Genomic DNA, 22693 nt, shown 5'->3' with positions numbered 1-22693 from the left:
TTCAAAAATTACAATAGGAGTAAGTAATGCTTGAATCCATTGATATTCACTGTCATATCATGCCGGGGGTGGATGACGGTTCCCCGGACATCGATACCAGTCTTCAGATGCTGAAGATTGCCGAGAAAAACGGCATAACCCGGGTGATACTTACACCTCACCATAAACCTATGCATCATAACGTCAGCCCGCAGCACAACGTAGTATACAGGGACAGACTCCAGAAAATGGCTGACGATAACGGAATAAATATAAAGCTATATTCAGGAAATGAAATATATTACAGCGATGAGACCCAGGCAGATCTTGAAAACGGCAGGATCTGCTCACTTGCAGACTCTGATTATGTCCTGGTTGAGTTTCATCCGACGAACCCGTACAAAGCTATACACAATGCCCTTTATCAGGTTCAGGGCGCCGGCTTCATACCGATAGTTGCCCATGTGGAGCGCTACAGTGATGTGGTATCGCACCCTGCATATGTGGATGATCTGATAGACATGGGATGCCTCATTCAGGTCAATGCAAACAGTGTGATGGGCAAATACGGATTTGGAATAAGCCATTTTACCAAGAAACTGATCAAGAACGGCCTGGTGCATTTTGTGGCCACCGATGCCCACGACACCGGAAGACGAGCTCCGGAGCTTCTTGAGTGCAGAAAGTATATGGAGCGCAAGTTCGGCAAAGGCTGCGCCGACAGGCTTTTTTATGACAATCCGATGTCAGTAATCAGCAATGAAATAGTATAGACGCATAATTTAACTCAGTGTAGACAAAAGCAGGGGTAGTTAATGGGGAAAAAAGACGACATCATTGAAATCAATCTTGGAGAACTGTTTGCGGTACTGCTTGCAAGGGCTTTTCTTATCATCAGTTCGGGCATCTTCTTTGCTCTTGCGGGACTATTCCTAAGTAAGTTCGTGATTCATCCGGTGTATGAATCTACCACCAAGATCTATATTCTGAACAAAGAGGAGAATCAGACCGTTACATATTCCGACGTGCAGATATCCACTCAGCTGACTCAGGACTATGCGGAGCTGATCAAGAGCAGGTACGTTCTGGAGGAGGTAATCCAGAGGCTTAATCTGATAGATACCACCTATGACGACCTGTCTGAGGTGCTGAGGGTTGATACCCCTTCGGACACCAGAATTGTGGCGATAACTGCCAAGGATGAGGATCCGCTCATGGCAATGAAGATCGCCAACTGTATCAGGGAAGTTGCCAGTGAGCATATCACCAACGTTATGGATATCGATGCCATCAACGTGGCAGAAACAGCCAATGTGCCCATGGAGAAATCAAGTCCAAGCGTTGGCAGATGGACGGTGATCGCAGGATTCCTTGGGGCGGTGCTGGTGGCGTTTTTCGTTGTACTGGAGTATCTGCTGGATGATACGATCAAGAGTAACGACGATGTGGAGAGATATCTTGGAATGAGCACTCTGGCGCTGATTCCGCTGACCACAGAGGAAATGGACAAAAAGAAATCAAAGAAGAGTAAACATAAGTAACGGGGGAAAATATGCAAAGTGCCAAGCTTCATTTCAGCCAGTCCGAGAATAATTATCAGATAAAAGAGGCTTACAAGACTCTGCGAAGCAATGTTGAGTTCTCAGGTCAGAATGTGAGAGTTATATCGGTGACCAGCTGCACTCCCGGCGAAGGTAAGACAACAGTGGCCATGGCTCTTGCAAGAGCCTTTGCAGAGGCTGGCAAAAAGACCGTTCTGGTGGACGCCGACATGAGAAAATCCGTACTTGTGGGCAGATATAAAACGGGAAGTGTCCGCCTGGGTCTTACCCATTGCCTTGTTGGAAGAGAGAGACTTTCAAGCGTTATCTGTGAGACGGATACTCCCAATCTCTATGTTATTTTCAGCGGCCCTGTGCCTCCGAATCCCAGTGAGCTTCTGGGCGGAAGGATATTTGGCAAGGCCCTGGAAAATATGAAACAGGTTTTTGATTACATTATTATAGATACACCTCCTCTGGGAAGCGTTATCGACGCAGCGGTTGTGGCCAAGCAGTGCGACGGAACCATAATGGTGGTTGAGAGTAATTCCATCAGCTACAGGTTTGCCCAGAGAGTTAAAGACCAGCTTGACAAGGCAGGAGCCAAGATGCTGGGCGTAGTCCTTAATAAGGTGGATATTACAGGCAAAGGTTATTATGGCCACTATGGCAATTATTACGGCAAATACTACGGCAAGTACTATGGCAAGTATTACGGCAGGTATGGAGAGGACAATCAGAATGTAGCTACAACGCCAAGGACCAGATCTGCGCCTGAACCTGCACCGGATGAGGATGACCTTGATGAGCTTAATTATCTGGCAGGTGTAACCCGTAAAGATTAAGGCTGGAGGAAAAAGTGAGAAGCAATATACTGGGGGTATTTTTTACAATTTTAAGCGGAGTGCTGATCGCACTTATTGTCATTGCCTACGGAAGAAGTGACAGGATAGCTCCTGAGTTCAGATTCTCAGCAGTGGATCTTATCTATGATTCCGAAACAAAGGATGATGACCTTAAGATTGGTATAAACGCCTATGATGCCAAGGACGGAGATCTTACTTCAAGAATAGTTGTGGAGAAGGTGGTCCTTAACAAAGAGGCAGAGACGGCGGTGGTTTACTATGCTGTTGCCGATCACAGCGGAAATGTGACCAAACAGTCAAGAGTATTTCCGGCTGATATCGAGGATATCGAAGATAACGGCGACTCTTCCGACATTATTGAGGATGAAGAATACCCTGCGCTTACTTTCGGAAATGATGTGGCACAGGAGGCATCTACGGAGGCTTCATCGGAGGAAGAGACCGGGGAAGACTAAGCTTTTTGTGAGGTGCCTATGGGCGGAAAAGGCAGAGCTTTCCTCATTGTATGGGCAGTCCTTATGACCTTCGTGGCAGGAGCCCTTGTTGGAATTGAGGCAATGAGGTATCTGGGAAAATCGAATCTTGATGCCAAGTCTGCTACGACTGCGCCGATAATGGTTCAGTCGGAGGCCGCTGATGCTGCGCCCGAAGGAGCCAGCTGGGAATCTGATTGGATCAGGTACAATGGCGAGGTATACGATTACAACGAAGATATCAAGACTTTTTTGATAATGGGAATCGACAAAAATGACGAGACTGTCACCGAGGTTGCCGAGGGAACAGACGGCGGACAGGCTGACGGACTTTTTTTACTGGTTCTTAATCCCCATGACAAATCCATCAAAATTATCGGGATAAACAGAAACAGCATGACGGACGTGGATGTGTATGACGAGTACGGAAGGTATCGAACCACCGTTATAGCCCAGATCGCGACCCAGCACGGCTTTGGAAACGGTATGGAGGAATCCTGCGAATACCAGGTGAAGGCTGTGTCCAACATGTTTTACCAGCTCCCGATACATGGATATGCCGCCATCAACATGAGTGCTATCCCTATAATCAATGACCAGGTAGGGGGCGTTGATGTGACGGTCCTGGAGGATCTTACAAAGTGGGACAAGTCCCTGAAAAAGGGAGAACAGGTCCATCTTGAAGGCATGACAGCCTTTCATTATGTGAAATCCAGGGATCTAAATAAGTTTGGTTCAAATGACAGGCGACTGGAGAGACAGCGCCAGTATCTGAACGGCTTTATAAAGGCAGCAAGAGCCGCCACTGAAGAAAACAATAATGCGGCAGTGGAGCTTTTTACTGCTATTTCAAACAAGATGGTGACCAATATTTCCATCGATGAGATCGGTTATCTGGCGCCGGAGATCAGGGATTACAATTTTGATGCAACGGATTTTATGATGATAGACGGCAAAACCGAGAAGACCGGCGAATTTGAGGAGTTCCATGTGGATCAGGATGACCTCTATAGGACCATAATCGAAGTATTTTATGAAAAAGTTGAAAATATGGACTAAATAAATGGAGATTAAGTGCCGATATAAATACATAGATAGGATAACTGTCAGATATATTCTTGTAACTGTGCTGGTGGCAGCGCTTTTATCGGGATGTGGGGGAATAGGATTTTTGCAAAAGGTAGATGCAAATGAGGCTGAGAATGCGGTTCTCACTGAGTCTGCTGCGGATTCCTATGTGAGTTTCCCAAAGCTGACAGAAGAAAACAGTGATATCTTCGGCTGGATATATGTGCCGGGGACAGGGATAGATTATCCTGTTCTGCAAAACAGTGACGGGGATGATTCTTTTTATAAAACACATAATGCTCTTAAGGGCGAGGACCCTGCCGGAGCGATATACATAGAGGCCGCCAACCGAAAGGATATGTGCGATTTTAATGAGGTTCTTCACGGCAAGACACTTTCGGACGGGACCATGTTTTCGGATCTGAATCAGTTTTTGGACAGGACTTTTTTTGAGGATCATCAGTATATATATATTTACACTGAGGATACGGTGCTGGTGTATGTGGTTATGGCAGCGTTCCAAAGACGAAACACGAGGCTTATTGAGGAATATGATTTTTCCTATGCTTCGGGATGCCGGGAGTTTATCGATGAGATCTATTCCGGCAGGAGCATGGGCAAGAATATAAGGCAGGGCTGGGAAGAAGGCCTTGAGCCGGAGAATTTCATCATTACTTTATCCACCATTGATGAGGTGGGAACAGGGAAGCAGACAGTCGTTATCGGATGTCTTGCGGCGGATATGAACGGCACGGTGGACAGAGTCGTTGATTATTCGGATCCCGAGTAAGCAGGGACATGGGGTCAAAAGAAAGGCTGTAAGAACTTTTGACCATGGAACATAGATAGCTGAGATAGAATGAAAAAGTATGGAGGCAAAAGAAATGAAGAGAATTCTTGCGTTACTGATTGCTTGTGTGATGTTCGCTTCGACAACACTATGTACTTATGCGGCCGGCTCTGATCAGCAGGAAGGATCAAAGAGTGTAACGGCAGAGGATATAAAGAAGATGGAGGAAGAGATCGCGAGACTTACCAAGCAGATCAAGAGCCTCCAGAATACCATTAAGGCAAGCCAGCAGTCCGGCAAGCCCGCTGCAAAGAGCAGCGGCGGTGGCGGCGGAGCTTATCAGCAGCCTGATGTTTATACCAAGAATAATGCCGTAAACTATGGCGGGAATGTTATAGCCCAGGGCGGACATGTTGAGATCAACGGCGGAAGAAGCAATGTGACCTTCAAGATTGCCGGCGCCAATCCGGGGCTGTTAACCCAGGCCAATTCTCTTGCAGCTTCTCTTGGAGGAAGCCTCATTAACTGTGTGACAACAAGTTCACCGGGAGCAAGCTTCTCCAATGCGAAGGTTAATTTCTATTGCAGCGGCGTACAAGCCGGCGACAATATCGCAGTTTATCAGATTCAGGGCAAGAACTGGGTTCAGCTTCCAACAGCTGAGATCCGTAAGGACCATGTTGTTGTAAATATGACAAAGCATGGCACAATCGCATTTATTCGAGTTCCCGTACTTGCATCAGTTACAGGATGACATCACAACCATACTTCTGAATATATGAATGAAAATCCGGCGGAGACGCCGGATTTTTTTATGGAGGGAGGACGCTCAGGGTGGTGGGGAGGTTTGAACTCCCCGAAGTCTGTGCCGTTTTCCACATCAGAACGATAGAAATATTCGCCCCTCGTTCGCTTAGATTCATGGTCCTCTCCAAAGGTCCCTCTTGATCTATGGCTCAAAACTCCGCCCGGGATAAATTATTATGGTTCCCCGGAAAAGTCTTGGCCGGGCGTCAGACATTGAGCCATGAACAGTGTGTAAATTAAGCCTTGAGATGTGCAGTAGTGAGCTACAATAGTATGCTTGATTTTATGGCATTAGATTTATATAATTAAGGAGATTTTGCTTGGAAACGTTGATTTTATTCTAAGGAGAGAAAAATGAGCTGGGAAGAGAATGTCAGGAAAGTTGTACCTTATACACCCGGTGAGCAGCCTAAGATTAAGAATATCATTAAGCTGAATACCAATGAGAATCCATATCCGCCGGCGCCTTCGGTTTACAAAGCCTATGAGGAGACGGAGCTGGATGATTACAGGAAATATCCGGATCCTACCTGCAGCATTTTGGTGGATTCCATTGCTTCTTTTTATGGTGTGAAAAAAGAGAATGTATTCGTCGGAGTTGGTTCTGACGATGTTCTTTCCATGGCATTTCTTACTTTCTTTAATTCGGATAAACCGATTTTGTTCCCGGATATAACTTATTCATTTTATGATGTTTGGGCTGATCTGTATCGAATTCCGTACAAGCAGATTCCTTTGAATGAGGACTTTACTATTGATCCTGCGGATTATCATGCGGAAAACGGCGGTGTCGTTATAGCCAATCCCAATGCGCCCACAGGTGTTAAGCTTGGTCTTGAGGCGATTGAGGACATTATTAAGAGTAATCCCGATGTGGTGGTGATCGTTGACGAGGCGTATGTTGATTTCGGAGCAGAGACGGCGCTTCCTCTTATAGATAAGTACGACAATCTTCTTGTTGTAAGAACTTATTCCAAGTCAAGGTCTCTGGCGGGACTTCGTATAGGCTATGCCTTTGGCTGTGAGAAGCTGATAAAATATCTGTCTGATGCAAAGTTTTCTTTTAACTCCTATACCATGAACATGCCGTCTCTTACTCTTGGAGCAGCAGCGATGAAGGACAAGGAGTATTTCGAGGAGACAACTGCCAAGGTTGTGGCCACAAGGGAGAGAGTCAAGATTCAGCTTAAGGAACTGGGCTTTGAATTTGGAGATTCTGCGACCAACTTCATTTTTGCCCGTCATCCCAAGATGGCCGGCAAAGAGATATTTGATTATCTTCGTGCACATGATATAATAGTGCGTCGTTTTAATAAGCCTGAAAGAATAAGTGAGTATCTTAGAATTTCCATCGGAACCGATGAGGAGATGGATACGCTTATCAGCGTTTTGAAGGAGATTGTTTAATGTTAAAGGAATATCTTATAGTATTTTTTATTTCCATGGTTCCGCTTGTTGAGCTTCGTGGAGCGGTACCCTATGCGGTGGCTCATAACCTTCCGCTGCTTCAGAGCTATATCATTGCCATCATAGGAAATATGCTTCCTATGCCCTTTATCTTTTTCTTTGCAAGAAAGGTTCTTGAGTGGGGCAAGGATAAGCCTGTTATCGGTAAGTTTTTTACCTTCTGTCTTGAAAAGGGACACAAGGGCGGAGAAAAGCTTAAGGAGAAGGCAGGAAAAGGCCTCTACTGGGCACTGTTTTTGTTTGTAGGAATACCACTTCCCGGAACAGGAGCCTGGACCGGAACTCTGGCTGCATCAATCCTTGATATGGATTTTAAAAAGAGTGTAAGAGCTGTTGTTTGCGGTGTTATTCTCGCCGGTATTATAATGGGAACAGGTACCAAACTGATAATGATCATTGCAGGATTATTCGGTTAAGTTTTCAAAAAAGAGGTAGGAATGGAAGCATACAGCGATTTTGCAAGTGTATATGATACCTTCATGGATGAAACCCCATACGATGTATGGGGTGATTTTGTTGCGGGATTAATTGAGAAATACGGCGTGTCAAAGCCCTATGCAGAGGGCGAAAAGCCCGGAGCGAATGGTGATGGCATCGAGGCAGAGGATTCCGGAGCAGAGGATGCGGCCGAAGAGAACACAGAGGAAGCCCTTAATGAGGAACGCAATCTCATAGTAGAGCTGGGCTGTGGTACCGGCAGTTTTACAGAGATTCTTGCTAAAAAAGGGTATGACATAATCGGAACTGACATCTCTTCCGATATGCTCAATATTGCTAGAAACAAGGCCATGGAGCAGGGACTTAACATAATGTACCTGGAGCAGGACATGAGAGAGCTGGATCTGTACTGCACCGCCGGAACAATTGTCAGTGTCTGCGACAGTGTGAACTATGTGCTGGAGGATGAGGAGCTTATCGAGACCTTCAAGCTGGTGAACAATTTCCTTTTCCCTAAGGGAGTGTTTATCTTTGACTTTAATACCCTTCACAAGTACAGGGATGTTATAGGCGATGCTACTATTGCAGAGAACAGAGAGGATTGCAGCTTCATTTGGGAGAACTACTACCATGAGGAAGAGCATGTCAACGAGTATGACCTGACTATATTTGTGAAGTTATCCAAGGATGAAGAGATCTTCAGGAAATTTACTGAGACTCATTACCAGAGGGGATATACTCTGGAAGAGATGAAGGGCTTCGTTGCGGCAGCTGGACTGGAATTTGTGATTGCGATCGATGCTGATAACCACAAGGAGCCGGATGAAGAGAGTGAGAGAATATATATTGTTGCCAGAGAGCAGGGAAAGTGAGAGAACTATGGAGCTTAGTAATTTACTGGAACAAAATATAAAAAAAGTAATTAAGGCAGTTTTGCTTTTGACACTATGCTTTGAAGCATTTGCATATATTAAGATTAATTTTTTTCCTAATACAGCTTTTATAGATTATGATTACGCCAAAATCATAACGCATCTTGTTGAAATGGGTGATAAAAAAAGTATTTTTCTGCCTCAGTGGGATTATATTACAACCGGAGAATTTGATTGTGCTACGCTATTTGCATTGCCAATCTATATGCTTACCGGAAATGTTCGCATTGCTTTTGGTGTTGCCAATGTGATTAACATAGCTCTTTGGGCAGTGGTTATCTGGAAGCTTTTAGACAGAGTAGGCGCCAGAAAAGAGACACGACTATTGGCTATGGTCGCGATTTTTACGTTATACGACTTCGGGATGCTTGCATATACAAATATGATGTTCATATTTGGCGGACAGTATGTTTATAAGGCACTGCTTCCAATTTTGTTTGTATATGTTTTGCTTGGGAAAAAAGAGAAAAAGGCATCAGTACTAGAAAAAGCTCTTTTGCTTATTTACTTTGTACTTCTTTTTATCAATAGTATTTCTAGTGGAATCTATGTTTTCCTAAGCGGTATTATCCCGGTTGTTATCTGCGAGATAATGTACAGATTAAGAAAGGGCACGGATGATGCGCTGAAATATCGCACTGTTATGATAATTGCCACAGTAGCAGTAGCTTTTATAGGAAATGTAATATGCCTTATTGTTGGTATCAGACCTAATACCGGTAATATGACATATACTACAGAATACCTCGAGCACTTTATTGCAGTATTTAATGATCTGATAAAGCTTTATAACCCTTTTGCTTACAAAGGCGGAAGAACGGTTTCTCCTGCGGGAATTGCGATATGTTGCAGATGGGCGATTGTATTCATATCGTTTATCGGCATGATTAAGATTCCCAGAGCCTTTGGTATATCTTGGAACAAGTCGGAAAAGAGCAAGGAAATAGATGATGCTGACAGATTTGAAGTGATGCTTATATCAATATTTACCTGGAACTTCCTTTTGCTGTTTGTGACTAACAGTACTGCAAGATATCATCTCATCGGTGCGATTCCGCTTATGCTTGTGAGCATGACTGTTCTTGAAAAGTGGAGTGATAAGTACAATCAATTTGTGAAAAATGGCGTGTATGCGTTGGTTGCAGTATTTATCTTGGTTGTGAATGTTGTCAGCTTCACAAAGAGCCTTCCTGAGTACTTCGCAAGGTATAAAGACTTTTATGAGTTTGATATGGACTATTGTGGTGATCTCATAGAAGTACTTGATGAGTATGAAGCAAACAACTTGTTTGTTCTGAATGGAAGTCAGTTATGTGAACTCATGAAGGTGATGGATAAGGATCATATTTATGAGGTTTACAATACAGATCTTAATACAATTGTAAACTATGATTATTATATAACTGAGAGAGACAGATCGGCATTTTCAGATAAGAATATATTTGCCATTCATGAAAAAGATATAGATAAAATGCCGACTTTCATTCATGAGAATTATGTTGCTATAGGAAAAGTTGATACATATTCTTTATACTATTCGGACAGCAATGCTTTTGACGGCATAAGTCTTATAGCTAATGGATTTGAGACTATCGATCTGGCAATTACGCCGGGATATGTCACTGAAGGAATTGTGGATGAAAAGGGCTATCTTCACTGTGATAGTTCTGGAATTAAGTTGACAAGTGCCATAATAAAAGCACCGTGTAGCTTTGAGTATGAATTAAAGTATGAAGCGGAGGATAACCATAATACTCTTGAAGTATATTGCAATGGTGAATTGGTATCCACAAATCAGCTTGAAGCAGGAAGTACAAATTGTGTACTTTCCTTTGATAAGAAGGGCAAATATAAGTTTGTAGTGACTAAGGAAAGCGAGGGTAATCTCGTTATAAAAGAAATGGTGTTCCGAGGATAAAACTATTAAGCTAAGGGGCCAGTCTCAATCGATAGGCCCCTTTAATCGTTATTCAACTTCTATCGTTCCCTCAAATACCGTCGTAGCCGGGCCTTCCATTATAACCGGAGAATCTTTTTCTCCATCCCAGCTGCATGTAATGTCACCTCCAAGTACATGGACGGTGACTTTTTTGTCTGTAAGGCCGTTTAAAATGCAGGCTGTAACCGTAGCACAGCACCCTGTTCCGCAGGCTAGGGTCTCACCGGTTCCACGCTCCCAGACTCTCATATGGACATTGTTTCTGTTATCAATCTTAACGAACTCGGTATTTATACGTCTTGGGAAATACTCATGGTTTTCAAACAGGGGACCGAAATGCTCAATGTCAAAGGTCTCCAGATCCATATCTTCAGGCAGGAAGACAACTGCGTGGGGATTACCCATTGACACACATGTCATGTTCCAGGTTATTCCCGCAACTTCAATTGGAGCATCAATGACGTGACTGCCATAAATATCCGAGGCTGTTATACAGGAATCCGGAACTGCCACGGGGACTTCCGCAGCTTCCAGGATCGGAGCACCCATATCAACCTTTACTGAGGATACCAGGTTGTTTTCATCAACTGTAAGATCGATGTATTTATTTTTGCCTGCACTTACTATGGTAAGCTTTTTCTTATCTGTAAGACCTTTGTCGTATACGAATTTGGCTACGCATCTGATGCCGTTACCGCACATCTCAGAGCGGGAACCGTCTGCGTTATACATCTCCATTTCAAAATCAACATCAGGATCTTCTACGGGATTTATGAAAATAAGTCCGTCGGAGCCGATACCGAAGTGCCTGTCGGATACTCTAATTGCCAACTCGGATTTTTGATCCTGAGAAATTTTCTCACTACCACCGTCTATATAAACATAATCATTGCCACAGCCCTGCATCTTGGTAAAGTTGATCTTCATGCTTTTCCCTCCGTTTATGCATCAAACAATTTAATTTTGAACTATCATAACATATTCAGAATAAAAACGTATAGCTTCTTGAATAAAGACTCAAGAACCCATGCAAAAATAGGATATTCGTATCATATTCTCACAAAACCTGCAGTAAATGCGTGTTTCTGAAATTTTATCCAATGATGTATACATTTATACAAACATGATGTAAAATCTTTTTAACTGTCGTTCACAATGGGGTGAACGTCAAAGGACTTTTTCCGGCTGTATGATGCGGAAAGAGCTTTTTGACGTTCGCCTTTTTTGTTATTAGTTACCACAAGAAGGAGAAGAAAATGTTCAAACCAAATGAAGATTATTTGAAACTTCCCGGAAGCTATCTCTTTAGCACCATAGCCAAGAAGGTCAATGCCTTTCAGCAGGCCAACCCCGAGAAGAACATCATAAGACTTGGAATAGGCGATGTGACACAGCCCCTTCCGCCAGCAGTAATCAAGGCTCTTCACAAGGCTGTGGATGAGCAGGCTGATCCCGCTACCTTCAGAGGATATGCCCCGGACCTTGGCTATGAGTTCCTAAGACATGCCATGGCAGAGAATGATTTCAGAAAAAGAGGCTGTGATATAGCTGATGATGAGATATTCATCTCGGACGGTGCCAAATCCGATTCCGGCAACATTCAGGAAATCTTTTCAAGGGATTCCAAGATTGCGGTATGCGACCCGGTTTATCCTGTGTATGTGGATTCCAACGTTATGTCGGGAAGATGCGGTGACTACGACAAGGAGACCGGCATCTGGAGCAACGTAATATACATGCCAAGCACAGCTGAGAACAACTTCTCACCGGAGCTTCCCAAGGAAGTTCCTGACATAATCTATCTGTGTTTCCCCAATAATCCTACAGGTACTGCCATCACCAAGGACAGACTTCAGGATTGGGTTGACTACGCTAACAAAAACGGGTCCGTCATCATATTTGATGCTGCTTACGAAGCATATATTTCGGAAGATAATGTTCCTCACTCAATCTTTGAGTGTGAAGGTGCCAGAACTTGTGCTATAGAACTTAGGTCCTTCTCCAAGAATGCCGGCTTTACAGGACTGCGTCTGGCTGCCACAATAATTCCTCACGATCTCAAGGTTAAGTATCAGGGCAGTGAAGTGGAAATGCACAGTCTCTGGGCAAGACGCCACGGAACCAAATATAATGGAGCTCCCTATATTGTGCAGAGAGCAGGAGAAGCCTGCTACAGCAGCGAAGGGCAAGCTCAGATAAAGGAAATGGTTGCCGGATATATGAAAAACGCATCATATATCCTGGAGGGTCTTAAAGAAGCGGGGTATACTGTTTACGGCGGTGTTAATTCACCCTACGTTTGGCTTAAAACCAAAGACAACATGACAAGCTGGGAATTCTTTGATTATCTTCTTGAAAATGCAGGGGTTGTAGGTACTCCGGGATCGGGCTTTGGCCCCAGCGGAGAACACTACTTCAGACTCACCGCATTCGGAAGTTATGAAAGCAGCGTGGAAGCTCTTAACAGGATCAAAAAACTTTAAGATTATCTTAATAAAGCAGCCAGTAACCATGCGGGTTCTGGCTGCTTTTTACTATTGTTGTAACAATCAAGAAAATGGTCGAATTTGCATAGAAAATGCAAACAATTTATCGAATTTAAAAACTTTTTTACTCCTCTTCAAAATTTCTAACAAATATGATAGATTTTATGATTAGCGAGAGTGTAAATTATTATGTGTTAACATTTCGCGAAAGTTGGGGAAAAGGGGAAAAGTTTATGGGGAAGAATAAAAAGGTCGCATTTGTCGCATCTTCAGGCGGTCATCTTGAGGAAATCTCAAGGCTCAAGGGGATTGAGGAAAAATATGACTCGTTTCTTGTCACTGAAAAAAGTGATTTCGAGATCAAGAATTTCTGCTCAGATAAGAGATATTACCTGCCACAGATGAATCGAAGACAGATCACATTCATGCCTAAATTCATTTGGCTGTTCTTTAGAACACTCATTATTCTTCTTAAGGAAAAACCCGATTTTATAATAACGACAGGCGCACTTATAGCTTATCCTTTCTGCGTGGTAGGTAAGCTTCTGGGGATAAAAGTGGTTTATGTCGAGTCCTTTGCGAGGGTAACAGAACCTTCCATGACCGGCAAGCTTGTCTATAATATGTCAGATCTTTTCATGGTGCAGTGGGAGGATATGCTGGAGCAGTATCCCAAATCCATGCTGGGCGGTGGAATATTCTAATCTGACAAACAAGCCGTAATGTGGGATTACGGCCTAAGATGGGAGGAATTTTCGTGATTTTCGTCACGCTGGGAACGCAGAAATTTCAAATGAACAGACTTATCAAGGCTGTTGATGAAATGGCGCCGGGGTATAGCGAGGAGTTCTTTGTGCAGACCGGGAGTTCTAATTACACACCGAGGAACTGCAGTTACAAGGACTTCATGGATGCAGAAACGTATAATAAAAAAATAGCAGAGTGCAGCTGCTGTGACCACTTCTATTATGTATGTCTATAATCCTCATCAGAGTATAAGAGAATTCCACATAATGTTTTTGGTGCTGTCCTATGTGGCTATCTGCGTCAACATGGTTATCAGCAGATTTTTGCAGATGACTTTCACGACTTACAGGGCACCGAGAGCAGCATTCGTTGGAAACTTTGATGAGTATGAAAAATTCAACTACTTTTTGAACAAAACCAGTGTGAAGGTGGAAGAAATCGGCTATATCCTTGAAGGTGACATGCCGGCAAACAGGATATTCAACGTTCTGGGTACCTTGGCAGGTCTTGAGGATATCATTAAGAAATATGAGATTGATCAGGTGTTCTTCATAATCCACAGTGATGACAATATAGAACGGATTCAGGAATACATTGATATCTGCCTGGAGATGGGAGTTACAGTCAAGGTTGTTATGGATGTTGCCTATTCCAGAAGGATGAACAGGTCCGACAGTTATGTCAGTTCCGTTGGAACGTATCCGCTTATAACTTATCACACCATCGCACTTAACAGCTATGAGCAGGTACTGAAAAGAGGTATGGACCTGATGGTAAGCATAACAGCGGCCATAGTGCTTCTGCCTTTAATGCTGATAACCTGCCTGGCTATTAAACTTGATTCTCCGGGACCTGTGATATTCAAGCAAAAGAGAGTCGGTCAGAACGGAAGAATGTTTGAGATATTCAAATTCAGATCCATGTGCGAGGATGCAGAGAGTCTGAAACATGAGCTGGAATCCCAAAATGAAATGGAGGGACTCATGTTTAAGATAAAGGACGACCCGAGAATCACCAGGGTCGGGAAATTCATCAGGAAAACCAGTATTGATGAGCTTCCACAGCTGTTTAACGTAATTCGAGGCGAGATGAGCCTTGTAGGAACAAGGCCGCCTACAACCGAGGAGGTTTCCGGATACAAGCGAAGCCAGTGGCGAAGGATCAGCATCAAGCCCGGCATCACCGGCCTGTGGCAGATAAGCGGAAGAAATGACATCAAGAGCTTCGATGAAGTCGTAGAGCTTGACCTTAAGTATATCGATAACTGGACGATATGGTCAGACTTGGAAATACTGTTTAAGACAGTAGGTGTTTTAATTAAAAGAAAGGGCGCATACTAAGGCGCATTTTGGAGGTAATGAAGGTGAACGTAAGTGAAAAGATTAAGCTTAAAAAGAATTTGAATGTGACAGATCTTTCCGGGGAAAAAGTAATGATAGACTTTGAATCCGGCAAGTACTTTATGATCAAGGGAAGCGGTAACGACATCTGGGATCTTATACAGGAGGAAATTACCTTTGGAGAGATAGTTGATAAGCTTCTTTCTGAATATGATGTTTCCAGAGAAGAGTGCGAGGCATCTGTAGAGGAGTTTTTGGGGAAACTTAAGGAACTTGATTTTATCTAATACATAATAAGGGGAACAGAAGTGTTAAAGACAATTATAAACAACTTTCATTTAGAAAAACTTATCTGGATTATAAAAACCAAGCTCAAGTACATGATCCTCATCGGAATCATATTTGGAGCATTGGCAGGAGGGTTTGCCTTTATTACGAGGAGCGATCTCTATGCTGCAACAATTTCGTTCTATGTTTATTCAAATCCGGATTATATCAACGACAACGGAATCAACCTTTCTACAGGTGAGATTAGTCAGGCCAGCGGATTGCTTAGCAGTTATTCACAGATTCTTAAAAGTGATGGATTCCTGAAATCCGTTATTGAGGAAGCAGAACTTAATCCTATGTATTACACAGTTTCTAGGCTGAGGAGCTATGTTTCAACTCAGGCAGTTGGGGGAACTGCCGTATTCAAGGTTACTGTTCGAGATCCCGATCCATATATGGCAATGACCATAGCCAACACTATTGGAGCACTGGCACCGGAGAAAATCGTAAGTATAGTTAAGTCCGGAGGTATTGAGATTCTTGATGAAGCAGTGCTTCCCACAGCTCCATACAAATCAACCAGTATATTTATGATGATTGCCTTAGGCGTTGCGGCCGGCGGAGTTCTTTCAGCCCTTTTCTTCATCTACAAGGGACTTATGAACACCACCTACAGAAGAACTTATGAGGTTGAGGATATGTTCAATATTCCAATCCTTGGTATGGTTCCTCTTATCAGGGACAAAAAGGAAAATGGTGAGCCCAATGTCCTTCTTGATGAGAATAGCGAGTTCATATTGAGAGAGGCCTATAACGATATCAGGACTAATCTTCTTTTTCTTGGTAAAGGAGAGAGATGCCCTGTATTTGCAATAACAGGTGCTGACTACGATGAGGGTAAGACCACCAATTCCATTAACGTTGCCAGGAGCTTTGCTCTTATGGGCAAGAAGACACTGCTGGTGGATGCTGACCTTCGTAACGGCAATATCGCCGAAGAGTTTGGAATGGAAGCAGGACAGGGACTTAGTGAATATCTTGCCGGTATCTGTTCAGAAGTGGTTATTCATGAAAACATCGCTGAGAACCTTGATTTCATTTCGACAGGCGCATTTCCGCCAAACCCTACAGACCTTCTTATCAGTGAGAAGTGGAAGGAACTGATCTCAGATAAAAAAGAGGATTATGATTATATAATTATCGATACTCCTTCAATCGGTGTAGTAGCCGATGGCGTGGAGGTTGTAAATGTAGCCACCGCCTTTGTTGTTGTTATCAGGGAAGCAGTAACAAGGTTTGAGAGAGAAGAGCTGATAATCAGAAGACTTGAAGCGGTTGATGCCAACATCTGCGGATTTATTTACAACGGCATTTCCGTTATGTCCGAGGACTACAATCACAAGGAATACATAAACGGTGGGGAGTATGGTAAGCGTAGTAATTCCCGTGTATAACACGGAAAAGTATTTAAGAAGATGCATGGATGCGCTGCTGGCCCAGACTTTGGACAAGAGTAAGATGGAACTTATCATTGTCAATGACGGCTCCACGGATTCATCGCCTCAGATAATTGAGGAATACAGGCAGCGTTACCCTGATCTTATCAAGGTCTATAACAAGACCAACGGTGGGCAGGCCACTGCAAGAAACCTTGGTATATCCAAGGCAACAGGAGATTATATAGGCTTTGCCGATTCCGATGACTATGTGGATCCCGAGCTTTTTAAGAAGTTATATGACAGGGCTGTTAAAGAGAACGCAGACCTCTGTGAATGTCATTATCACAGCATGTTGGAACTTGGTGAGACAGGTCCGGATGGACTTCCTCTTTATAAGGAAATAGGAACACGAGGAACTATCTGTGCTCATGAGAATGTTAAGGAACTGTTCCTCAATCCCCAGGTTTCTCCCTGGAACAAGTTGTATAGGAGAGAGATTCTTATAGAGAATAATATAACCTTCCCGGAAGGAATGATCTACGAGGATACGGCCTTTTATATCAAGACCCTTCCCTTTGTCAGGAAACATGCCTATGTGGATGAGAAGCTGGTTTATTACTGTGTCAGGGGTAACTCAACCATGACAGGTAACCTGGGGAGGAGAGTCGGAGACATATTCAACGTCTTTGATGACATAATCGAGTTCTTCCAAAGAAACGGTATTTATGGAAAGTACAAGGATGAGCTCGAATATTTTTGTGTTAAGACGGCTTTTTGCAGCAATATCAGCAGAATAGGCCGTGTGGATTCGGATTTTATGCGAAGAGAGCTATACAACAAGACCTTTGGTTTTGTGATCAAGCATTTTCCGGATTATAGGAAAAACAAGTATTTCAAGGGAAAAATCGGTATGTACATAAAAACCGTAAACAGGGTAACCTGTCCTATCTACGGCAAAGTACTTGCCAGGGTAATGGTTGGATGAGCGGAAAGATCTCGGTGGCGATGGCTGCCTATAACGGTGAAAAGTTCATAGAAGAGCAGCTTGAGTCAATTCTTGATCAGACTCTGCCGGTGGATGAAGTTATCATCTGCGATGACAGATCTTCTGACAGAACAGCTGAGGTGGTAAGGAATTTTATTGAGAAGCATGACCTTCAGGATAGGTTTTTCTTTTCTGTAAATGAGAAGAATCTGGGATACGCCTCCAATTTTGTTAATGCTCTCAGGAAGACCACAGGGGATTACATTCTATTTTGTGATCAGGATGATATCTGGGTTTCTGACAGAGTTGAGAAGATGGTAGGTGTCCTTAGAGATAATCCGGCAGCAGAACTTATCGGCTCCGAATTCGAGCCCTTCAAGTGCTCTGAGGATGCGCCGGATCCACAGAAGTGGGAGCTGGCGACCTTCAGAAACGATGAGTCTCTTCAAAAGATGGAGTTTAATTCCGCCAATATCTTCATAGGCTGTCAGGGCTGTACCATGGCCATGAGAAGAAGCTTTCTCGATGAAGTTGACAGCTTTTGGTATGAGGGATGGGCCCATGATGAGTTCGTATGGAAGCTTGCTCTTGCAAGAGAGAGCCTCTATTTTTACCACAAGGTTACTTTAAAGAGGCGCCTTCATTCCTCCAATGTTACTCTTCACAAGGAACATCAGAACGATAAGAGACTTAAGTACCTTAAGGACCTTAAAAAGAGCCATGAGCAGACAAGACAGTACTGCCTTATGCATGGCACGGAAATCGATAAGATAAGACTTCTGGATAAGCATATCAGAGCTACCCAGAAGAGAATTGACCTTATAGAGAGCAGAAAGCTTATGAACTTCTTCAAGCTTTTTGCATATACGGACTGTTATCATAAAAGGCGTTCCATTCCGGTGGAACTGATGATGGCTCTCAGAGCCTGAGGCAAAGAGATTGTAAACTATGGAAAATACTGCGGTTTTTGTTCCGGGAGAAAAAAGTAAATATTTAAGAAACGACAAGGAACTAAATGCCTTTAAAAAGATTGCGGTAGGCTATGTTTTTGCATTATATGTGCTTCCTCAGTACTTTGGTCTTCCGAATCCGATATTTGACCTTACTGCTGTAAGAATTATGATCATTCTGGTTCTTGCAATGGTGATTGCAGATTACCAGCGAACTCAGGATTTTAAGAATATTCTTCTTACGGAGAAAGTATGGCTTGTACTTATTCCGTATATTATTGTTATTGGCTATACCATGGTCCTTCGAGCGGATCTTAATGCTTTCCTGAATCCATTTATCGAGTTTTTGGAGATGTATATTCTCATTTATCTTATCAAACATACTTTTGGCGTTGATGAGTTTGTTCAGCTTATATTGACTTTAGTATATGCCTTGACTTTTCTTGGATTACTAGAGATTGTTATGGGAACTTCTCCGTTTGCTTACCTTAAGACTATTGACGGTATATATACCGGAAGGTTTATAAGAGGTGGCCATTATAGAATTATGAGCTCCGCCAACCACTCACTTGGCTATGGTCTTATGCTTGTGACAATGTTGCCGGTTTCAGCATATGATGTAAAAACGAAGGAATTCAATGTGTTCAGAAGACCGGTTCTTTTAATACTTCTTATGGTCAATGTTTTTCAGACCGGATCAAGATCAACTCTTGGTGTGGCTTTTGCTGAAATTGCTCTTATGTTTGTATTGTCAGATTTGAAGTATTTCAAAGCTAATTGTATTTATCTTGCGACAGGCCTGATAGCATTCGGTTTAATTTTGGCAGCAACTTTTAAGACTTCATTCGGAAACTATATTATGTTACAGCTGACAAGTGTATATGACTCTGTTTTTGATACAACATATTCTGCAGCTTATGGTGCTGATGTAACGCAGCTACGTCAGAGTAAAGCATATAGAGATCTTTTGGAAGAAATATTTCATGTTGATTGGGTTAATCCAATTCTGGGACTGGGAAGAAAGAGAGGTTTTAGGTCACTGGTTAATGGAAGGAAAGTTGAATCCATTGATAATTTTTATATAGCTGAATTTGTTCGTTATGCTTATCCCGGAATGTATTCATTTATGCTTTACGTTTTTGGACTTACAGCTTCAATGGCGAAAGACATTATTAAGACCAGATCGGGTATAATTCGAATGTGTTTTGTCGGTGCTTCAATGTATCTACTTAATATCAAGGTTGTTGATTCACTTCAGACGCTAAAGTATTTATATGTGCTTTTTGCGATTTATATTTGTGCAGACAAGTCACCTTACGTGCCAAAAGAAAAAAAGAAGAGCAGATATTTAAAAAAGGAGAAGTTCTATTTTGCCAGAATCAAGTAAGCTGAAAAACAGAATTAAAGAGAGAATGCTTCTTGGAACCATCTATGATAAGGCAATGGAAAAGCTCCGCTACAACGACGAGAAGACCTCTTTCCTGTACAGTGTGATGGCAGGGCAGAAGCACAGAATGATCTTTTACAGAAGATACAAGAAAAGATATCTGGAACGATGCACCGCTGTTCGTCCATGGGAGGATAGGGAAAAGCATAGTAACTCTGATGTTATCTGGTCCATGTGGCTTCAGGGTATAGATCAAGCTCCTGAAATCGTAAAGAAGTGCTATGAGAGTCAGAAGAAATGCCTTCCCGATAAGGAGTTTGTGGTCTTGGATGAGCAGAATGTCTATGACTATATTGAACTACCTGATTTTATTAAAAGGAAAAGGCAGGAAGGTAAGATCGGAGATGCACATTTTTCAGATATTGTAAGGAATGCGCTTCTCATAAAATATGGCGGTTATTGGCTTGATTCAACGGTTTTTATGACTGATGGAAGTCTATTTGAAGATATTGATAAGACGCAGCTTTTCATGATCAGTTATTACTACTTTGGTTTTAACCCTGAGATCATGGAGCTTAACAACTGGTTTATTCACAGTACCACCAACAACAATATGCTATGCCTTCTCCAGGAGCTTCTGTTTGCTTATTGGAAGGATCATGATTATGCGGAGAACTACTTTTTGTATCACATTATGGAGAGCATAGTCAACGATTTTTATCAGGAAGACTTCAAGGCAATGCCTATTGTCAGCCAGGCTCAGGCTCATGTTCTGGCGACCTATATATACGATGACTATGATGCAAATAAATGGGAAATGTTAAAAAAGACAACGGGGATTCACAAGCTAAGCACCAGATTTGACAAGGAGCTGCTTGAAAAAAAGGGGAACTTCTACAATGTCGTTATTAAAGCAAACATCTGATCCGGAAGAATTAAAAACAATAAAGCCTGAAGCTGGGGACAGGATTCCCAAGATAATTCATTACTGCTGGTTCGGAGGAAAACCACTTCCGCCGGATCTTCAGAAATGTCTTGATTCCTGGGAGAAGCTTGAGGGATACACCGTTATGAGATGGGATGAATCCAACTGCAGCTTCGATGAAAATGATTTTGTCAGAAAGACTTATGCAGACAGGCAGCTTGGTTTTATCGGAGATTATTACAGACTCAAGGCTGTGTATGAATACGGCGGAATATATCTGGATACGGATGTAAAGATAAATAAAAGCTTCGATCCGCTGCTTAAGCATACTGCTTTTTTGAATTTCATTTTTGATTGTTCAGTGGGAACTGCCATTATCGGAAGTGAAAAGGGGAATTCCTATATTAAGGGGCTTCTTGATATGTATGACAGATCCGTGATCGTATCCAGGGAAAAGGCAAGAGGGGGAAAGGTTTTCACAGAAGGCGAAAACGGAGAACTCTTAGTCAGGGGATATGCCACCAGCAATTATTATCATACCTACTACATTCTGAAGCATTATCCGGAATTCAAACTTGGAAACAAGTATCAGGATATGGGAGATTTTGTTATCTACCCTAAGGAGTTTTTTGAGATTGGTAAGCTCCTTGGCAATCACTACGCAGTGCATCTGTGTGCAGGTGAATGGCAGATCAAGGTAGATAGATCCAAGACCCTGAAGGGCAGGATCAAGTCATTGCTCTCCGGAAATCAGTGGATCTTTGACAAGGTCCAGATTATGGTAAGGAAGAACAGATACAAGAAGTTAAATCAGGGTATTCCTTTTTACGGGTGTCTGATTGCACAACAGAGAGGGGAAAAGCTTCCTGAGCTGTAAAAATGAGTGTAAACGATTATTATAGCATGATGGTTAATTTAATATCCGAGCAGATTCGTGGAATCTATTTCAGCGATATCATCCTTTTGATCTTGGTGGCACTGTTGTGCCTTGTGATCGCCAAGGCAGTCCTTATGAAAACGGGACAGAAAGTGACTAAGAGTCAGATGATACTGACTTTTTGTACTATCTGCTATGCCGGTGTGATTCTGATGATAACTCTGTTTAGACGAGAGGGCGGATCAAGATCCGGAAATATATCCATTCATTTGAACCTGGGGTCTATAAGGGGCGGATGGTATATGGTGAAGCAGGCGGTATACAGTATCCTGAATGTGATTCTTTTTGTGCCCTGGGGATTTTTGCTGAGACTTAAAAGACCCGGTGATAAACAGATCAAAGCTTTTTTGATGGTTACCATCACCGGATTTCTTACAAGCTTTACAATTGAATTCTTTCAGCTTGTGACCAAAAGAGGAATATTTGAGATAACCGATTTAGTGACTAATGTTTCCGGTACGATGATCGGAGCGGTAATAGCTTCCATTGTTATGGCGATACTGGGCATAATAAGACGGGATAGAGAGAAATGAGTAAGAATAAGAAAAAATACGTAGCAAAAGCACAGAAAAATCAGGAACAGGCGAATAAGGTTCAAACTCCGGTTGCAGAGACTAAGGTAGAAGAACTCAAGGTAGAAGAACTCAAGGTAGAAGAACTCAAGGTAGAAGAACTCAAGGTAGAAGAACCCAAGGTAGAAGAACTCAAGGTAGAAGAACCCAAGGTAGAAGAATCCAAGGTAGAAGAATCCAAGGTAGAAGAACTCAAGGTAGAAGAATCCAAGGTAGAAGAATCCAAGGTAGAAGAACCCAAGGTAGAAGAATCCAGGAAGGAAGAGCCAAAGAAGGGAGAACCTAAGAAGGAAGCTACGGTTAAGACCGCAACCGCTAAGAGTGCCAAGGAACTCAAAGAAGAAAAAAAAGCAGC

At 42.7% G+C, this 22693-nt stretch carries 25 protein-coding genes; 24 read left to right on the top strand and 1 reads right to left on the bottom strand.

What is annotated here, in order from left to right; all coding sequences use genetic code 11:
• Positions 1-26 precede the first annotated feature (26 nt).
• The 11 genes from G588_RS0115665 to G588_RS0115615 all read left to right on the top strand — a co-directional run bounded on the left by G588_RS0115665 (position 27) and on the right by G588_RS0115615 (position 10279).
• Positions 27-752 (top strand): CpsB/CapC family capsule biosynthesis tyrosine phosphatase, encoded by a 726-nt coding sequence (locus G588_RS0115665; RefSeq protein ID WP_022779658.1) that lies wholly within the window; start codon positions 27-29, stop codon positions 750-752.
• 42 nt (positions 753-794) lie between these two features.
• The gene (locus G588_RS0115660) at positions 795-1520 is read left to right on the top strand and encodes a YveK family protein (protein ID WP_022779657.1); all 726 of its coding nucleotides are present in this window, start codon (positions 795-797) and stop codon (positions 1518-1520) included.
• Positions 1521-1531: 11 nt separating this feature from the next.
• Positions 1532-2365, top strand: coding sequence for a polysaccharide biosynthesis tyrosine autokinase (locus tag G588_RS0115655; RefSeq protein ID WP_022779656.1), 834 nt, complete (start codon positions 1532-1534; stop codon positions 2363-2365).
• Between the two features lie 14 nt (positions 2366-2379).
• The gene (locus tag G588_RS0115650; RefSeq protein ID WP_022779655.1) at positions 2380-2841 is read left to right on the top strand and encodes a hypothetical protein; all 462 of its coding nucleotides are present in this window, start codon (positions 2380-2382) and stop codon (positions 2839-2841) included.
• Positions 2842-2859: 18 nt separating this feature from the next.
• Positions 2860-3918, top strand: a complete 1059-nt coding sequence (locus tag G588_RS0115645; RefSeq protein ID WP_022779654.1) for an LCP family protein — start codon at positions 2860-2862, stop codon at positions 3916-3918.
• 4 nt (positions 3919-3922) lie between these two features.
• The gene (locus G588_RS21820) at positions 3923-4717 is read left to right on the top strand and encodes a class B sortase (RefSeq protein WP_081644386.1); all 795 of its coding nucleotides are present in this window, start codon (positions 3923-3925) and stop codon (positions 4715-4717) included.
• Between the two features lie 94 nt (positions 4718-4811).
• The gene (locus G588_RS0115635) at positions 4812-5471 is read left to right on the top strand and encodes a hypothetical protein (RefSeq protein WP_022779652.1); all 660 of its coding nucleotides are present in this window, start codon (positions 4812-4814) and stop codon (positions 5469-5471) included.
• Positions 5472-5878: 407 nt separating this feature from the next.
• Positions 5879-6931: a histidinol-phosphate transaminase gene (hisC, locus tag G588_RS0115630; protein WP_022779651.1), complete on the top strand. Its 1053-nt coding sequence runs from the start codon at positions 5879-5881 to the stop codon at positions 6929-6931.
• The gene (locus G588_RS0115625; RefSeq protein WP_022779650.1) at positions 6931-7407 is read left to right on the top strand and encodes a COG2426 family protein; all 477 of its coding nucleotides are present in this window, start codon (positions 6931-6933) and stop codon (positions 7405-7407) included. The genes hisC and G588_RS0115625 overlap by 1 nt, the downstream gene beginning before the upstream one ends.
• 21 nt (positions 7408-7428) lie before the next feature.
• Positions 7429-8301 (top strand): class I SAM-dependent DNA methyltransferase, encoded by an 873-nt coding sequence (locus tag G588_RS0115620; RefSeq protein ID WP_022779649.1) that lies wholly within the window; start codon positions 7429-7431, stop codon positions 8299-8301.
• Between the two features lie 172 nt (positions 8302-8473).
• On the top strand, positions 8474-10279 hold the full coding sequence (locus G588_RS0115615) for a hypothetical protein (RefSeq protein ID WP_155830817.1): 1806 nt from the start codon (positions 8474-8476) through the stop codon (positions 10277-10279).
• Positions 10280-10327: 48 nt separating this feature from the next.
• Here the strand turns inward: G588_RS0115615 and dapF are convergent, their stop codons facing one another.
• Positions 10328-11221 carry a diaminopimelate epimerase gene (gene dapF, locus G588_RS0115610; RefSeq protein WP_196804996.1) on the bottom strand — a complete coding sequence of 298 codons (894 nt, stop codon included), beginning with the start codon at positions 11219-11221 and terminating at the stop codon, positions 10328-10330.
• 335 nt (positions 11222-11556) lie between these two features.
• On the opposite strand from dapF, the gene G588_RS0115605 reads away from it, so the two are divergent.
• The 13 genes from G588_RS0115605 to G588_RS20635 all read left to right on the top strand — a co-directional run.
• On the top strand, positions 11557-12783 hold the full coding sequence (locus G588_RS0115605) for an LL-diaminopimelate aminotransferase (protein WP_022779646.1): 1227 nt from the start codon (positions 11557-11559) through the stop codon (positions 12781-12783).
• Between the two features lie 236 nt (positions 12784-13019).
• The gene (gene pssD / locus G588_RS0115600; protein WP_022779645.1) at positions 13020-13490 is read left to right on the top strand and encodes a PssD/Cps14F family polysaccharide biosynthesis glycosyltransferase; all 471 of its coding nucleotides are present in this window, start codon (positions 13020-13022) and stop codon (positions 13488-13490) included.
• A 38-nt stretch (positions 13491-13528) separates the two neighbouring features.
• Positions 13529-13768, top strand: a complete 240-nt coding sequence (locus G588_RS20660) for a glycosyltransferase (protein WP_155830816.1) — start codon at positions 13529-13531, stop codon at positions 13766-13768.
• The gene (locus tag G588_RS20655; protein WP_081644385.1) at positions 13755-14873 is read left to right on the top strand and encodes a sugar transferase; all 1119 of its coding nucleotides are present in this window, start codon (positions 13755-13757) and stop codon (positions 14871-14873) included. Before G588_RS20660 ends, G588_RS20655 begins: the two co-directional genes overlap by 14 nt.
• A gap of 23 nt (positions 14874-14896) precedes the next feature.
• The gene (locus tag G588_RS0115585; protein ID WP_026668837.1) at positions 14897-15160 is read left to right on the top strand and encodes a PqqD family peptide modification chaperone; all 264 of its coding nucleotides are present in this window, start codon (positions 14897-14899) and stop codon (positions 15158-15160) included.
• A 21-nt stretch (positions 15161-15181) separates the two neighbouring features.
• Positions 15182-16597 carry a polysaccharide biosynthesis tyrosine autokinase gene (locus tag G588_RS0115580; protein ID WP_022779641.1) on the top strand — a complete coding sequence of 472 codons (1416 nt, stop codon included), beginning with the start codon at positions 15182-15184 and terminating at the stop codon, positions 16595-16597.
• Positions 16569-17567, top strand: a complete 999-nt coding sequence (locus G588_RS0115575; RefSeq protein ID WP_022779640.1) for a glycosyltransferase — start codon at positions 16569-16571, stop codon at positions 17565-17567. The genes G588_RS0115580 and G588_RS0115575 overlap by 29 nt, the downstream gene beginning before the upstream one ends.
• The gene (locus G588_RS20650) at positions 17564-18496 is read left to right on the top strand and encodes a glycosyltransferase (protein WP_022779639.1); all 933 of its coding nucleotides are present in this window, start codon (positions 17564-17566) and stop codon (positions 18494-18496) included. Before G588_RS0115575 ends, G588_RS20650 begins: the two co-directional genes overlap by 4 nt.
• A gap of 19 nt (positions 18497-18515) precedes the next feature.
• Positions 18516-19904 (top strand): hypothetical protein, encoded by a 1389-nt coding sequence (locus G588_RS0115565; RefSeq protein WP_022779638.1) that lies wholly within the window; start codon positions 18516-18518, stop codon positions 19902-19904.
• Entirely contained in the window at positions 19888-20829 is a 942-nt protein-coding gene (locus G588_RS0115560; protein WP_022779637.1) for a capsular polysaccharide synthesis protein, read from the top strand. The genes G588_RS0115565 and G588_RS0115560 overlap by 17 nt, the downstream gene beginning before the upstream one ends.
• The gene (locus G588_RS21815) at positions 20804-21706 is read left to right on the top strand and encodes a glycosyltransferase family 32 protein (RefSeq protein WP_022779636.1); all 903 of its coding nucleotides are present in this window, start codon (positions 20804-20806) and stop codon (positions 21704-21706) included. The genes G588_RS0115560 and G588_RS21815 overlap by 26 nt, the downstream gene beginning before the upstream one ends.
• A gap of 2 nt (positions 21707-21708) precedes the next feature.
• On the top strand, positions 21709-22299 hold the full coding sequence (locus G588_RS21810; protein ID WP_022779635.1) for a VanZ family protein: 591 nt from the start codon (positions 21709-21711) through the stop codon (positions 22297-22299).
• Positions 22296-22693 (top strand): hypothetical protein (locus G588_RS20635; protein ID WP_022779634.1); only part of this gene is annotated, 398 nt, incomplete at its 3' end. The genes G588_RS21810 and G588_RS20635, both read left to right, overlap by 4 nt.

Source organism: Butyrivibrio sp. AE3009 (genome assembly GCF_000420845.1).
Classification (GTDB): domain Bacteria; phylum Bacillota; class Clostridia; order Lachnospirales; family Lachnospiraceae; genus Butyrivibrio.
Note: the sequence above shows the minus strand (reverse complement) of the source record. Positions and strands in the feature narration are given on the sequence as shown.